General features: G+C 67.9%; 14 protein-coding genes. 9 read left to right on the top strand and 5 right to left on the bottom strand.

From position 1 onward, the window contains the following. Positions 1–149 precede the first annotated feature (149 nt). The 8 genes from flgF (at position 150) to H2037_RS13825 (ending at position 6,487) form a co-directional block, all read left to right on the top strand. Complete coding sequence (gene flgF / locus H2037_RS13860) at positions 150–890, top strand: flagellar basal-body rod protein FlgF (RefSeq protein WP_292123138.1); 741 nt, start codon at positions 150–152, stop codon at positions 888–890. A 14-nt stretch (positions 891–904) separates the two neighbouring features. Beyond that, positions 905–1,693 carry a flagellar basal-body rod protein FlgG gene (flgG, locus tag H2037_RS13855; protein ID WP_292123136.1) on the top strand — a complete coding sequence of 263 codons (789 nt, stop codon included), beginning with the start codon at positions 905–907 and terminating at the stop codon, positions 1,691–1,693. A 3-nt stretch (positions 1,694–1,696) separates the two neighbouring features. Continuing rightward, on the top strand, positions 1,697–2,299 hold the full coding sequence (locus H2037_RS13850) for a flagella basal body P-ring formation protein FlgA (protein ID WP_292123134.1): 603 nt from the start codon (positions 1,697–1,699) through the stop codon (positions 2,297–2,299). Between the two features lie 12 nt (positions 2,300–2,311). After that, on the top strand, positions 2,312–3,046 hold the full coding sequence (flgH, locus tag H2037_RS13845) for a flagellar basal body L-ring protein FlgH (RefSeq protein WP_292123131.1): 735 nt from the start codon (positions 2,312–2,314) through the stop codon (positions 3,044–3,046). Between the two features lie 102 nt (positions 3,047–3,148). Beyond that, a complete protein-coding gene (locus H2037_RS13840) occupies positions 3,149–3,631 on the top strand; it encodes a hypothetical protein (protein ID WP_292123127.1) in 483 nt (160 codons plus the stop codon). A 50-nt stretch (positions 3,632–3,681) separates the two neighbouring features. Beyond that, complete coding sequence (locus H2037_RS13835; protein ID WP_292123124.1) at positions 3,682–4,131, top strand: hypothetical protein; 450 nt, start codon at positions 3,682–3,684, stop codon at positions 4,129–4,131. A 12-nt stretch (positions 4,132–4,143) separates the two neighbouring features. After that, on the top strand, positions 4,144–4,638 hold the full coding sequence (locus tag H2037_RS13830) for a hypothetical protein (protein WP_292123121.1): 495 nt from the start codon (positions 4,144–4,146) through the stop codon (positions 4,636–4,638). A 61-nt stretch (positions 4,639–4,699) separates the two neighbouring features. Next, positions 4,700–6,487, top strand: a complete 1,788-nt coding sequence (locus H2037_RS13825; protein WP_292123120.1) for a DUF885 family protein — start codon at positions 4,700–4,702, stop codon at positions 6,485–6,487. 165 nt (positions 6,488–6,652) lie between these two features. Here the strand turns inward: H2037_RS13825 and H2037_RS13820 are convergent, their stop codons facing one another. The 5 genes from H2037_RS13820 to cysG are packed head-to-tail and all read right to left on the bottom strand — an operon-like array spanning position 6,653 to position 12,080. After that, complete coding sequence (locus H2037_RS13820; protein ID WP_292123117.1) at positions 6,653–7,651, bottom strand: cysteine synthase A; 999 nt, start codon at positions 7,649–7,651, stop codon at positions 6,653–6,655. Positions 7,652–7,689: 38 nt separating this feature from the next. Next, on the bottom strand, positions 7,690–8,769 hold the full coding sequence (locus tag H2037_RS13815) for a phosphoadenylyl-sulfate reductase (RefSeq protein ID WP_292123113.1): 1,080 nt from the start codon (positions 8,767–8,769) through the stop codon (positions 7,690–7,692). After that, positions 8,753–10,423: a nitrite/sulfite reductase gene (locus tag H2037_RS13810; protein ID WP_292123110.1), complete on the bottom strand. Its 1,671-nt coding sequence runs from the start codon at positions 10,421–10,423 to the stop codon at positions 8,753–8,755. The genes H2037_RS13815 and H2037_RS13810 overlap by 17 nt, the downstream gene beginning before the upstream one ends. Further along, entirely contained in the window at positions 10,423–10,698 is a 276-nt protein-coding gene (locus tag H2037_RS13805; RefSeq protein WP_292123108.1) for a DUF2849 domain-containing protein, read from the bottom strand. Before H2037_RS13805 ends, H2037_RS13810 begins: the two co-directional genes overlap by 1 nt. Further along, positions 10,695–12,080: a siroheme synthase CysG gene (gene cysG, locus H2037_RS13800; protein WP_292123106.1), complete on the bottom strand. Its 1,386-nt coding sequence runs from the start codon at positions 12,078–12,080 to the stop codon at positions 10,695–10,697. Before cysG ends, H2037_RS13805 begins: the two co-directional genes overlap by 4 nt. Before the next feature lie 124 nt (positions 12,081–12,204). On the opposite strand from cysG, the gene gcvA reads away from it, so the two are divergent. Continuing rightward, positions 12,205–13,134, top strand: a complete 930-nt coding sequence (gene gcvA, locus H2037_RS13795; RefSeq protein WP_292123104.1) for a transcriptional regulator GcvA — start codon at positions 12,205–12,207, stop codon at positions 13,132–13,134. Positions 13,135–13,270: the final 136 nt, after the last annotated feature.

Genomic DNA, 13,270 nt, shown 5'->3' with positions numbered 1-13,270 from the left:
GATCGACCGAGCTTGGTTAACGCCCCGTTTACAAACGGCAGATTTTGCCGGGCGAGCCGACGTCCAAAACCCTGAAACCGCTGCCCCGCCTAGATTAACCCTGTTGGCACGCCTGTTGCGAGGGGGAAGGGCGAAGGAGCACGCCACCCGTGGAAAACGCCGCCTATATCGGATTGTCCCGTCAGATGACGCTGCGCCGCGAGCTCGACATCGTGGCCAACAACGTCGCCAACGCCGACACCACCGGCTTCAAGGTCGAGCAGCTGATGGTCAGCGCCGAGGTGGGCAAGCGCGCCCGCAACGACGCCATCCGCCCTTCGGCCAGTTTCGTGATGGACAACGGCGTCGGCCGCGATTTCGGCCAGGGATCGATGTCCGAGACCGGCCGCGTCCTGGATTTCGCCATCGCCGGCGAAGGCGCCTTCTTCACGGTGCGCGACGGGGCCGCAGGCGAAGCCTACACCCGCGACGGCGCCTTCACCATGGCTCCGGAAGGTCGCCTGACCACCAAACAGGGCCAGGCCGTGCTGGGCGGCGGGGCCGAGATCGTGCTCGACCCGAACCTCGGCCCGGTTTCGGTCGGCGCCGACGGAACCATCACTCAGGACGGCCAGATCACCGGCCGCCTGTCCGTCGTTCGGTTCGATACGCTCGGCGTGCTCGAAAAGGGCGGCGACGGCCTTTATCGCAACGGCTCCAACGTCCAGCCGGTCGAGGCGAACGACGCCCAGATCCATCAGGGCTCGCTGGAGGCGTCGAACGTCAACCCGCTGATGGAAATCACCAATCTCATCGAGATCAGCCGCGCCTATGAGAGCGTCACGCGGATGATCGAGAACACCAACGACCTGAGCCGTCGCGCCGTCGAGCGCCTCGGCAAGGCCGCGTAAAGGGAGCCCCGGACATGCGCGCGCTCAGAACCGCAGCCTCGGGCATGGCCGCCCAGCAGCTGAACGTGGAGGTCATCTCCAATAACATCGCCAACATGAACACGGTGGGCTTCAAGAAGCAGCGCGCCGAGTTCCAGGACTTGCTCTATCAGAACGTCGAACGGATGGGCGCGCAGTCGTCCAGCCAGGGCACCGTCGTCCCCACCGGCATCCAGATCGGCGCGGGCGTCAAGGCTGGAGCCGTCTATCGCGTGACCGAACAGGGTACGCCGCAGCAGACCGGCAACGACTACGACATGGCCATCGACGGCAAGGGCTATTTCCAGATCACCCTGCCCTCGGGCGAGATCGGCTATACCCGCGCCGGCAACCTGCAGGTCAACCAGGAAGGCCAGATCGTCACCGACGATGGCTATGCGCTGGAACCGGCCATCACCATCCCCCAGGACGCCACCGACGTCACCATCTCCAAGTCGGGTCTGGTGCAGGTGACCCAGGCTGGACAGACCGCGCCGACCACGGTCGGTCAGATCGAACTGGCCACCTTCTTCAACGAGGCCGGCCTGGAGGCCATCGGCGATAACCTGCTGCTGGAGACCGCCGCATCCGGCGCCGCCAATGTCGGCACGCCGGGCGACGTCGGCTTCGGCCAGATCATGCAGGGCTATACCGAAGCCTCGAACGTCGATTCCGTGGCCGAGATCAGTGCGCTGATCATCGCCCAGCGCGCCTATGAGATGAACTCGAAGGTCATCTCCACCGCCGACGAGATGCTGTCGGTGACCGCCCAGGTGAAAGGCTAAGCCATGACCGCGATCCGCCGCACACTCTTCCTCGCCGCCGCCTTCTGCGCCTTCGCCGGCGCCGCCATGGCTGCGCCCGTCTCGCTGAAGTCGAACCCAGTCGACGACGACGGCGACGTCACCCTGGGCGACATCTTCGACGGCGCGGGCTCCGCGGCCGGGGTCGTGGTGGCCCGGCGTGTCGGGCCTTCGGTCGTGCTGGAGGCTCGCCAGCTCCAGGCCCAGGCCCGCCAAGCCGGGCTGGACTGGGATAATCCCACCGGCCTGCGGCGCGTCGCCGTTCGTCGCTCGACCGGGCCGGTCGAGGCCGTGACCCGCGTCGAGGCCCCGGCCGTCCAGCCCCGCGCGATCTCTCGCCCCGTCGGCGCCGCCCAACAGGTCATCGCCCGCAACGACATGGTGCGCGTCACCTATCAGGTCGGCGGCGTCAATCTGAGCGTGATGGGCAAGGCCATGCGCAACGCCAACCTGGGCGAACCCGTCGCCGTGCTCAACACCAACTCCAACCGCGTCATCGACGCCGTCGCGTCCGGTCCGGGACAGGCGGTCGCCGGTCCGGCCGCCGAAATCGCCCGCGCCGACCCCCAACAGTTCGCCGCTCGCTAGGGAAATCCAGTCATGCGTAAAACCCTGCTCATCGCCGCCGCCGCCGCGTCTCTCGGCGCCTGTTCGACCGCAGTCGAGGCCGTACGCGGCCCGCAACTGGCGCCCATCGGCTATCCCGCCGCCCTGGTGCCGGTCCAGCAGGCCTATATGGCCGCTCCGTCCCAGCGAACGGAAGCGACGCCGGCCAGCGCCAACAGTCTGTGGCGCGTCGGCGCCCGCACCTTCTTCGGCGACCAGCGCGCGCGGCGCGTCGGCGACATTCTGACCGTCAAGATCGACATTGACGACAGCGCCCAGACCCAGAACTCGACGCAAAGGGCCCGCTCGAACGATTCGTCGACCGGGGTCACGAACTTCTTCGGCCTGGAGAACAGCCTGGGCCGCGCCTTCCCCGGCGGTTTCGACCCCGCCAGCATGGTTGGGCTGGAAGGCGAATCCAACGCCTCGGGCTCCGGTTCGGTGACCCGATCGGAAAAAGTCTCCCTCACGATCGCCGCCGTCGTCACCGAGGTACTGGCCAACGGCAATATGGTGATCCAGGGTCGGCAGGAAGTGCGCACCAATCGCGAGGTCCGCGAACTGACCGTCGCCGGCATCGTGAGGCCCGAGGACATCTCGTCGGCCAATTCGATCGACCACGCCCAAATCGCCGAAGCCCGCATCTCCTACGGCGGCCGCGGCGACATCAGCCGGATGCAGGCCACCCCGGCCGCACAAAGCCTGGTTGAGCGCTTCAGCCCCTTCTAGGCAACACACCTGATGCAGGAGCGCCACAGACCGTAATCGTTAAAGCGGAGCCGTGAACCGTTAATGCGTACCCGCGTTTGCCAGTCAGACGCGAGTACCGACATGTTCAAGGTTCTGATTCCCGCCGCCGCCTCAATCGCCCTGGTCGCCTTCGCCGCCAGGACCCAGCCGCTCGACTCGGTCATGCCGATGCAGGCGGCGTCCGAGGCCCCGGCTATGGCGTGGCATCTCAGCCACGAGGCGTCGATGGCCAAACTGGCCTACGGCGTCGCCAACTCCGATCAACTGGCCCTGATGGTCACCTGCTCGCCGGGCGATTCGACCGCAGTCGTCTACGGCGACGTTCAACCGGCCTCGGCGCGCCTGATCGCGGCCTCTCAGGGACCCGCCCCGCTCGATCCCATGAGCGGCGGAGACGCGGTCGAGACCCGCCTTTCCCTACATGACGCGAGCCTGACGGGGCTGGCTTCCCGGGGCTCGATGCTGGTCCAGGGCGAAGCAGGACGGTTCAATCTCAGCGCCACCTCCGCCGAGCGGCGAATGATCGCGGGCTTTCTTGCCTATTGCGGATCGTCGCGCGCTTGACGAAATGAGACGGGGGCGCGCCGTGCGTCCGCTGTCGGCGGGGCTGATCGATGAACCTCATTCTCGCGGCCGCGCTGGCGCTCGGCGCTCAGGCGGCCGGCCCGCAGGCTACGCCGGCCTGGACCTGGACGCTGTATGACGGCGAGGGCCCGGTCGTCCTGGCCAATGAAATTCCCGACACCCCGAACCTCCGCGCGACGCTTCAGTGCGACGCCCAATCAAGCCTGGTGGACATCACCATATATGACGCCCACGCGGAGCCCACGCCCCGGTCTGGCTTTGCGCGCCTGACTTCCGGCGGCGCCTCGGCGACCAGTGAGGCCCGCATAGGCAGGGGCGGACGGGTGGAAGTTACCCTGCGCACCGACCATCCCCTGTTCGCGGCCTTCGTCGGTTCCGGCGACATATCGATCATGACGGGGGAACGGACCGGCGCGGTCAAGGTCGAACGGCCTCATCTTGCCAAGCTTCGACGATTCGCCGACCGTTGCTCTGGATAGGAGTCTCGATCCATGCGTCTGCTGAAGCTCTTCCCGCCCCTGCTGGCCCTGTCGGCGCTCGCCGCATGCGCCACCCCCGCCCCGGTCTCCGCGCCGCCGGCGGGCCTGAGCCCGGCTCCGGTCGCGGGCTATGACTGGTTTCTGCATCAGGAGCCCCGAGAGAACAGCCTTACCTATGGTCTCGCCAACAGCGACGAGGTGAAGCTGAAACTGTCCTGTTCCACGGCGTCGGGCGTGCTCGATCTCGCCGCGGTGCTGGACAAGCCCACGTCGCGCTTGCGTCTGGAATCCGGCGGCGACATGGAAACCTATCCGGCCGTGTCGGAACCCGCCGGCCTTACGTCGGGCCACTATGCCGAGGCTCAGGCCCGCACCAAGGATCCCGTCTTCCAGCGCTTCCGCCGCTTGGGCTGGATCGCCCTCTGGGAAGGCGAGGAACGCCGGGCGTACGCCGCCCATCCGCAATCCCGGGCCGATATCGAACGCTTCTTCGTCGCCTGCGACTGATCGCGGCGACTTGACGGCCTCCTCCCGGTCCGCTTGCCTGCGGATCTCTTGGAGGGGGCTCATGAATATTTCCTATCTGGCCATCGCGGCTGTTCTGGCCGTGGCCGCGCCGTCGGCGGTCGTCGCCCAGACGTCGCCGACGGCCGTCGCGCCCGCACCGGCGCAAGCGGCCCTCGACGCCGTGATCGCGGACTACGAAACCTATCTGAAGTCGATCGACCCCTTCTCAGCCGGCGGTGAAGGCGACGTGGAGGCCATGGGCCGCGTGCCGGACCTCTCGCGCGAATTCGAACTGGCCCAGCGCGCGCCGCTTGAGGCCTTTGTAGCTCGGCTCCAGGCGATAGACCCGGCAGGTCTTTCCCACGGCGGCGGCATCAACCATGCCTTCCTGCTGTACAGCCTGAACCGCGGCCTGGAAGGATTGGACTACGACACCTCGCGTCTGGCGTTCGACAGCGAGGGCGGACCGGGGACATGGGCCCTTTATATCGGCGGCGGCACGCGCCTGAACTCGGTGGCGGAGGCCGAGGCCTACATCCGCCGCATACGGGGCTTCGGCGACATCTACGCCCAGACCACGACCAACGCCCGGCGCGGGCTGGCGACCGGCCTGGTTCAGGCTCGCTCGGTGACAGAGAGCGCCCTGGCCGGCGCCCGCAACGACGTGGCGATCACGCCGGACGCCGAGCCCCTGCTGAAACCCTTTTCCACCCTGCCCTCTAACGTGTCCCAGACCGAGCGGGAGCGGTTGAAGGCCGACGCCTCTAGCGCGATCGCCGCGACCATCGTCCCGGCTCGGCAGGCCTGGCTGGACTTCCTCGCGACCGAATACCTGCCCCATACGCCGGTCGAGCCCGGCCTGGGCAACCGTCCGGGCGGCAAGGACATCTACGCCTATCTGGTGCGCGGCCACACCACCACCGACCTGACGCCGGACCAGATCCACCAGATCGGCCTCGACGAGGTCGCCCGCATCCGCGCCCGCATGGATGTGGAGATGAAGGCCGCGGGCTGGACCGGCGACTTCGCCGGCTTCCTGACCTTCCTGCGCACCGACCCGCAATTCTACGCCACGAGCCGAGAGCAGCTGTTGGAGAAGGCGTCGGAAATGGCCAAGCGCGCGGACGGCGGCCTGCCGCCCCTGTTCGCCACCCTGCCCCGCCTGACCTATGATGTTCAGCCGGTCCCGCCCCAGATCGAGGAAAACTACACCACCGGCCGTTATAACGGCGGTTCGATGCAGAACGGCGTCGCCGGCCACTATGTCGTCAACACGTCGAAACTGGACCAGCGGCCTCTGTACGAACTGCCGGCCCTGACCCTGCACGAGGCGGTTCCCGGCCACCACCTGCAGATCGCCCTGCAACAGGAAGCCGAAGGCCAGCCCTATTTCCGTCGCCAGGCCAATGTCACCGCCTTCACCGAGGGGTGGGGCCTCTATGCCGAATATCTGGGCGAGGAGATGGGCTTCTATCGCACGCCGTATGAGCGGTTCGGGCGGCTGTCCTACGAAATGTGGCGCGCCTGCCGTCTGGTGGCCGACACCGGGCTGCACTGGATGGGCTGGAGTGAGGAACAGGCCCGCGCCTGTTTCCGCGACAACTCGGCCCTGGCGCCCCACAATATCGAAACCGAGCTTCAGCGCTACATCGGCTGGCCGGGCCAGGCCACGGCCTACAAGATCGGCGAGATCCGCCTGCGCGAGATCCGCGCCAGGGCCGAACGCGAACTGGGACCCAAGTTCAACGTCCGCACCTTCCACGACGCGCTGCTGACGGAGGGGCCGTTGCCGCTGGCGCTGCTGGACCAGCGTATGGATGCGTGGATCGCGGAGGAGAAGGCGAAGTAAGCGACAAAGTCTCCTCCCCGCTTCGCGGGGAGGTGGCGCGGCGCTTCTTCAGCGCCGTGACGGAGGGGTTCTTTCCGCATCACCAGCGCCTGTGGGGCGTCCAGAACCCCTCCACCACGCTTCGCGCGGTCCCCCTCCCCGCTGCGCGGGGAGGAGACGGGCGCTTCAAGCCCACTCCGGAACCGGCAGGCCCTTGGACGTCAGGAATTCCGGATTGAACAGCTTCGACGCATAGCGCGAACCCGGATCGCACAGGCAGGTGACGATGGTCTTGCCCGGTCCGATCTCGCGCGCCAGCCGCACGGCCCCGGCGATATTCACGCCCGCCGATCCGCCCAGCGACAGACCTTCGTGCTTCACCAGGTCGAACAGGATGGGCAGGAACTCGGCGTCCTCGATCCGATAGGCATGATCCGGCTTGAACCCCTCGAGGTTGCCGGTGATCCGCGCCACCCCGATCCCCTCGGTGATCGACGAGCCCTCGCCCGTCATCTCCCCCTTGGTGAACCAGTTGAACATGGCCGCGCCGGCCGGATCGGCCAGGGCGATGGTCACCTCGGGCTTCTTCTCACGCAGATAGGCGGCGACGCCCGAGATGGTGCCGCCCGAGCCGACGGCCGAGACGAAAGCGTCGATCTTGCCACCGGTCTGCTCCCAGATTTCCGGCGCCGTGGTCGTATAGTGGGCGTCGCGGTTGGCGGTGTTGTCGAACTGATTGGCCCAAATGGCGCCAGCCTCTTCGCTCTCGTTCAGCTCGGTCGCCAGACGCCCCGAATAATGGACGAAATGGTTGGGGCTGGAGAAGGGGGCGGCGTCCACCTCGACCAGGCGCGCGCCCAGCGAGCGGATGGCCGACTTCTTCTCTTCCGACTGGGTGCGGGGAATGACGATGACCACCGGATGGCCCAGGGCGGCGCCGACCAGAGCCAGGCCGATGCCGGTGTTGCCCGCCGTGCCCTCGACGATGGTCCCGCCGGGCTTCAGCGCGCCCGACGCACGGGCGCCCTGAACGATCGACAGGGCGGCGCGGTCCTTGATCGAGCCGCCGGGGTTCATGAACTCGGCCTTGCCCAGGATTTCGCAGCCCGTCTCATCAGACAGGCGGTTCAGGCGGACCAGCGGCGTATGGCCGATCAGGTCGATAACGGACGGTGTGACAGACACGGTTCAGCTTTCAGGCGAGGTCGAACGAAAGGGGCAGATCAGGCCGCGACCTGACGTCGCCCTAGGTGGATGCCGCACTCGACCTTGTCCATCCCCGACCAGCGTCCGGCCCGCGCCTCTTCGTCATCCTGAACCGCACGCGTGCACGGCCAGCAGCCGATGGAGCGATAGCCCTGCTCGACCAGGGGGTGACGCGGCAGGTCGTGCGCCTCCAGCCAGGTTTCGACATCATCGGCGTCCCAGTCGGCCAGCGGATTGATCCGCAGCACCCCGTCCAGCACCTCGAACGGCTTCAGCTCGGCCCGCGTCGCGGCCTGATAGCGTTTGCGCCCGGTGATTACGGCGTTGAACCCGACCGTCGCGCGGGCCAGCGGCCGCACCTTGCGCAGATCGCAGCAGGCGTCGGCGTCGGTCCGCCACAGGTCGTCGCGGGCGTCCAGCCTGGCCTTCTCGTCCGCATCCGGCGTGACCAGCCGCACGTCGGTCAGACCCAGGGCCTTGGTCAACTGAGTGCGATAGGACAGGGTCTGGAGGAAATGCTGGCCGGTCTCCAGAAACACCACCGGCACGTCCCGGTCCGTCTCGGCGACAATGTGCAGCAGGGCCGCCGACTCCGCCCCGAACGAGGATATGGCGCCGACCCTCAGCCCCAGGGCCGGGTCCAGCGCCGCCTTCAGGATCTCGGACGCGTCCTTGCCTTCGGTCTCGCGGTTCAGCCGGTCGGCCAGGGCTTGCAGATCAGGGTCGTTCGACGCCGCCCGCCGCCTTTGCCAGATGGTCGGCCCCGGATCGACCGCCGGCTGATAGGATCCGCTGAAGGCCTGGTCCATCCGCGCCCAGGCCGCCGTGTCCGCCCCCGGCGCCAGCTCCACCGCGTCGAAGCCCGAGCGTCGCAGGTGTCGCGCCTGATCCGGCAAGACCTTGCCCGCCGCGATCAGACGCCCGGCATAGCCCCGCTCACGCAGCACCGCCGCCAGCGAGAAGCCGCGCCCGTCGCGAAAGGCGTCGAACTCCAGCACCAGGACGTCGGTCGCAGCCGCGGCGGCCTCGACCTCTTCCAGCGGCGTCGTCACCGACAGGCGCGGTCCGTTCTGAACCCCCTCAAGCGTTTGCAGCATCGAGCGTCTCATAGATGGCGTCACGGAAGGGATCGGGACCGACGCGGCGCACCGTGTCGATGAACCGCTCGCCCTCGGCGCGGATTTGCAGATAGCGGTCCAGGGTCCGCTGGATCGCCGGCGCAACCTCTTCGGCCGGCAGGCTCTTGCCGACGATATCGCCCAGGGCGGCCTGTTCGTCGGGCGAACCGCCGACGGTGATTTGGTAATATTCCTCGCCCTTGCGATCGACGCCCAAGACACCGATGTGGCCGACGTGGTGGTGGCCGCAGGCGTTGATACACCCGCTCATATTGATGCGGACCGGCCCCAGCTTCTCCTGATAGTCCATATCGGCCAGACGTTTGGACAGGGCCTGGGCCACCGGGATCGACCGGGCGTTGGCCAGGCTGCAATAATCTAGCCCCGGACAGGCGATGACGTCCGTCGCCAGATCGGCGTTGGCCGTCGCCAGCCCCGCCTCGCGCAGCGCCCGCCACAGCGTCGGCACGTCGTCCAGCTTCACATGCGGCAGGACCAGGTTCTGCTCATAGGCGGCGCGCAGTTCATCGAAGGCGTAGCGTTCGGCCAGGTCGGCCACCGCGTCCATCTGATCCGCCGTAATGTCGCCCGGCACGCCGCCGACCGGCTTCAACGACACCACCACCGAGGCATAGCCCGCCTGGCGGTGACGTCGCACATTGTTGCGCGCAAACCGGGCGAAGTCCGGATCGGCCAGCAGGGCGCGGTCAAACGGGGCGCTGGCCTTGGGCAGATCATCGAACGGCGGCGGGGCGAAATAGGCTTTGATCCGCTCAGCCTCGTCCTCGGGGATCCGCAGGTCTTCGTGGCGCAGGGTGGCGTAGTGCCTGTCCACTTCCTCGCGGAAGGCCTCCAGCCCGACCGAGGCGACCAGGATCTTGATCCGCGCCTTATGGATATTGTCGCGCCGTCCCAGCAGGTTCCACGCCCGCAGGATGGCCGTCAGATAGGCCAGAAGCTCCGCCGCCGGCACGGCCGAAGCGATCTCCTGGCCGATATGGGGCAGACGCCCCTGCCCGCCGCCGACGAAGACGCGGAAAGCCGTCCCGCCGTCGGCGCCGCGCACGATCTGCAAGCCCACGTCATGGGTCCGGATCGCCGCCCGATCCTTCTCGGCCCCGATCACCGCGATCTTGAACTTGCGCGGCAGGAAGCTGAACTCCGGGTGGATCGTCGACCACTGGCGGATGATCTCGCACCAGGGACGGGGATCCTCGATCTCGTCATCCGCCGCCCCGGCGAAGACGTCGGTCGTGGTGTTGCGGATGCAGTTGCCCGAGGTCTGGATGGCGTGCATCTCGACCTCGGCCAGATCGCTCAGGATCGCCGGCAGATCGGTCAGGGCCGGCCAGTTGTACTGGATGTTCGTCCGCGTGGTGAAATGGCCGTAGCCCTTGTCATAGGTGCGGGCGATATGGGCCAGCCGGCGCATCTGGCGGCTGTTGAACGTCCCATAGGGAATGGCGACCCGCAGCATATAGGCGTGCAGTTGCAGATAGACGCCGTTCATCAGCCGCAGCGGCTTGAACTCGTCCTCGCTCAAGGCGCCCGAGGCGCGGCGCGCCACCTGGTCGGAAAACTCCTCGACCCGTTCACGCACCAGGGCGTGGTCAAACTCGTCATAGCGATACATCAGGCGGGCTCCCGCACCAGGCTGTTGCCCACGGTCGGTCCAGTCGCGCGGATACGCTCCTTCAGGCGGTCCCGGCCAGAAGGCGCGTGGTCCTCAACCTCGAACAGATAGGGGTTCACGAAGATGTCGGGTCGAGAGGCGACCTCGGCCAGCACGATCTCTGCCGTCGCCTCATCCAGGACGGACGCCTGGTCGATGCCCTCGACCGGCTGATTGTCGATGCCCGCGTAGATCACGCGGCCGTCCGACAGGCGGTTGGCGGTGACGATCTTCATGCCGCCACCTCGGCCCGCACGTCGAGCTGCGCCGCAGAAAACGCCGCCGTCTCGCCGACGAACAGCAGGGCCGGCCCGGTCAGGTCCGCGCCCCGCACCAGGGCGCCCAGTTCGTCCAGTCGGCCGGTCAGAACCCGCTCGTCCGGCCGGCTGCCGTTCTCGACGATGGCCACGGGGGTCGAGCCCAGACGCCCGGCCGCCATCAGCTTGGCCGCCGTCTCCTCGGCCCGGTCCACCCCCATATAGATAGCCAGCGTATGATTGGGCGCCGCCAGCTTCGACCAGTCCGCGTCGCCCCCGCCCGGCTTGGCCTGGGCCGTCACGAAGGTGACCGCCTGGGCGTGGTCGCGATGGGTCAGCGGGATCCCCGCCGAGGCGGCGCAAGCCAGGGCCGCCGTCACGCCCGGCACAACGAAGACCGCCACGCCGGCCGCCCGCATCGCGTTCAGTTCCTCGCCCCCGCGTCCGAACACGAAGGGATCGCCGCCCTTAAGCCGCACGACCCGATGACCCGCCTTGGCCTCTTCGATCATCAGGGCCTCGATCTGGTCCTGAGGCACCGAATGCTCGCCGCGCGCCTTGCCGACATACAGGCGTTTGGCGTCGCGCCGCGCCCGCTCCAGCACCGCATCCGGCACCAGCCGATCGTGGATGATGACATCGGCGTCCTGCAGCACCCGCAGCGCCTTCAGCGTCAGCAGTTCCGGGTCGCCCGGTCCTGCCCCGACAATATGGACCACGCCCTGTTCCGGCGCGGCGACGTTCAACAGGCGCAGCATCTCGCGCCGCGCCTCGGCCGTGCGCCCGGCGGCGGCCAGGTCGGCCGCCGGGCCCCGGAAGGCCTTCTCCCAGAACCGACGGCGCGCCATGAAGTCCGGCACGCTGGCCTTGACCGTATCGCGCAGCTCGCGCGCCAGTCGGGCCACATGGGTCAGGCCCGCCGGCAGCACGCCCTCGATCCGCGAGCGGACGTCGCGCGCCAGAATGGGGGCCGATCCGCCGGTCGCAACCCCGATCACCACCTCGTCACGGTCGATCAGGGCCGGGGTCTGGAAGTCGCTCAGATGCGGCTTGTCCACCACATTGACCTGGGCCCCAGCCGCCCGCGCCAGGGCGCCCAGCCGCGTCAGCGCATCGGGGTCGTCCAAGGCCATGAAGACCAGCCGCGCACCCGCCAGATCCTCAGCCTCAGGCGTGCGCAGCACCGGCTCGGGCGCGCTCAGCGGGATTTCCATCCGGGGCGGCGGCCCGTCCGGCGCGAACCACAGCAGTTGCGCCGGCGTGTTGAGAAACAGTCGCAGCTTTGCCAGGGCGGGCTCACCGCCGCCGATGATCACGATCTTGGCGGCCTCCAGCGGAATGGAGGCGAGAAATACACGCATCGTCTTGCTTTCAGGGCCGTCGGGAGGGGAAGAAGGGACGACTTCAGGTCACGAACCTTCGGCCTCCCCGCCCAGGGCCGCAAACCAGATTGCCTTTGGCGCGCTGATAGGATTTCTAACGGCGATGGCCCGTTCCCTGCTCCCGCTCAACGCCCTGCGCGCCTTCGAGGCCGCCGCACGTCACCTGAACTTCTCGCGCGCCGCCGATGAACTGGCCGTGACGCCGGGCGCCGTCAGCCAGCAGATCCGCCTGCTGGAAGACATTGTCGGCGGCCCCCTGTTCGTGCGCGAGGCGCGCGGCCTGCAGTTGACCGACCTCGGCCGATCCTCCGTGCCCCTGCTGCGCGAAGGCTTCGAGCGGCTGATGGACGCCTCGGCCCTGCTGCGTGAACCGCCGCGCCGTAAACAGGTGTCGATCAGCGTCGCCCCCGGCTTCGCCTCCAAATGGCTGATGCCGCGCATGGACGACTTCCACACCGCCCATCCCGAGATCGAGCTGTGGATCTCGGCCGACATGGAGCCGGCCGACCTGACCGAGGGCAAGGTCGATCTTGCGGTTCGTTACGGCCCCGGCGACTATCCCGGCCTGACCGTGGATCGGCTGATGACCGAGACGGTCCTGCCGGTCTGCGCCCCGGCGCTGATGGTCGGCGAACAGCCCATCCGCAAACCGGCCGACCTCGTGGGCCACACCCTGCTGCACGACATGTCGAACGACGGCGACCCCAGCCGTCCCGACTGGGCCATGTGGCTGAAGGCGCGCGGCGTGCGCCACCCCGACCCGCGCCGGGGCTCGCGTTTCAACCAGTCAGGCCTGTTGATCGAGGCCGCCATCGCCGGCCGCGGCGTGGCGCTTGCCAAACGCACCCTGGCCCAGGCCGACCTCGCCTCCGGCCGGCTGGTCGCCCCCTTCCCCGACGGGTCGGAGGCGGTCGGCTTCGCCTATTACGTCGTCCAGCCCCGCGACCGCCCGCCCTCACCCAGCGCAACGGCCTTCGCCAACTGGCTGAAACGGCAGGCGGTCGATCACGACAATACTATGGGCCAGCTCTAAAGCCGCCCCGCGCCTCACACTTCTTCAAAAGGGACCGGAGGTTGGCGCAGGTCTTGAAACACTATGGCGAAATCAGGCGCTCCCGCCTAGAATGTGCCAAAATGTTACAGAGGTCGAAAAAAAGGTCGAAGAGACG

It is taken from the genome of Brevundimonas sp. (genome assembly GCF_013912065.1).
Classification (GTDB): domain Bacteria; phylum Pseudomonadota; class Alphaproteobacteria; order Caulobacterales; family Caulobacteraceae; genus Brevundimonas.
Note: the sequence above shows the minus strand (reverse complement) of the source record. Positions and strands in the feature narration are given on the sequence as shown.

What these genes read in the sequence shown, in the direction of transcription:
- H2037_RS13825 (WP_292123120.1), top strand. Translation starts at nt 4,700, where the DNA reads ATGAATATTTCCTATCTGGCCATCGCGGCTGTTCTGGCCGTGGCCGCG.
- flgH (WP_292123131.1), top strand. Translation starts at nt 2,312, where the DNA reads ATGCGTAAAACCCTGCTCATCGCCGCCGCCGCCGCGTCTCTCGGCGCC.
- H2037_RS13835 (WP_292123124.1), top strand. Translation starts at nt 3,682, where the DNA reads ATGAACCTCATTCTCGCGGCCGCGCTGGCGCTCGGCGCTCAGGCGGCC.
- H2037_RS13840 (WP_292123127.1), top strand. Translation starts at nt 3,149, where the DNA reads ATGTTCAAGGTTCTGATTCCCGCCGCCGCCTCAATCGCCCTGGTCGCC.
- H2037_RS13830 (WP_292123121.1), top strand. Translation starts at nt 4,144, where the DNA reads ATGCGTCTGCTGAAGCTCTTCCCGCCCCTGCTGGCCCTGTCGGCGCTC.
- flgG (WP_292123136.1), top strand. Translation starts at nt 905, where the DNA reads ATGCGCGCGCTCAGAACCGCAGCCTCGGGCATGGCCGCCCAGCAGCTG.
- H2037_RS13815 (WP_292123113.1), bottom strand. Translation starts at nt 8,769, where the DNA reads ATGCTGCAAACGCTTGAGGGGGTTCAGAACGGACCGCGCCTGTCGGTG.
- H2037_RS13850 (WP_292123134.1), top strand. Translation starts at nt 1,697, where the DNA reads ATGACCGCGATCCGCCGCACACTCTTCCTCGCCGCCGCCTTCTGCGCC.
- gcvA (WP_292123104.1), top strand. Translation starts at nt 12,205, where the DNA reads ATGGCCCGTTCCCTGCTCCCGCTCAACGCCCTGCGCGCCTTCGAGGCC.
- H2037_RS13805 (WP_292123108.1), bottom strand. Translation starts at nt 10,698, where the DNA reads ATGAAGATCGTCACCGCCAACCGCCTGTCGGACGGCCGCGTGATCTAC.
- H2037_RS13810 (WP_292123110.1), bottom strand. Translation starts at nt 10,423, where the DNA reads ATGTATCGCTATGACGAGTTTGACCACGCCCTGGTGCGTGAACGGGTC.
- cysG (WP_292123106.1), bottom strand. Translation starts at nt 12,080, where the DNA reads ATGCGTGTATTTCTCGCCTCCATTCCGCTGGAGGCCGCCAAGATCGTG.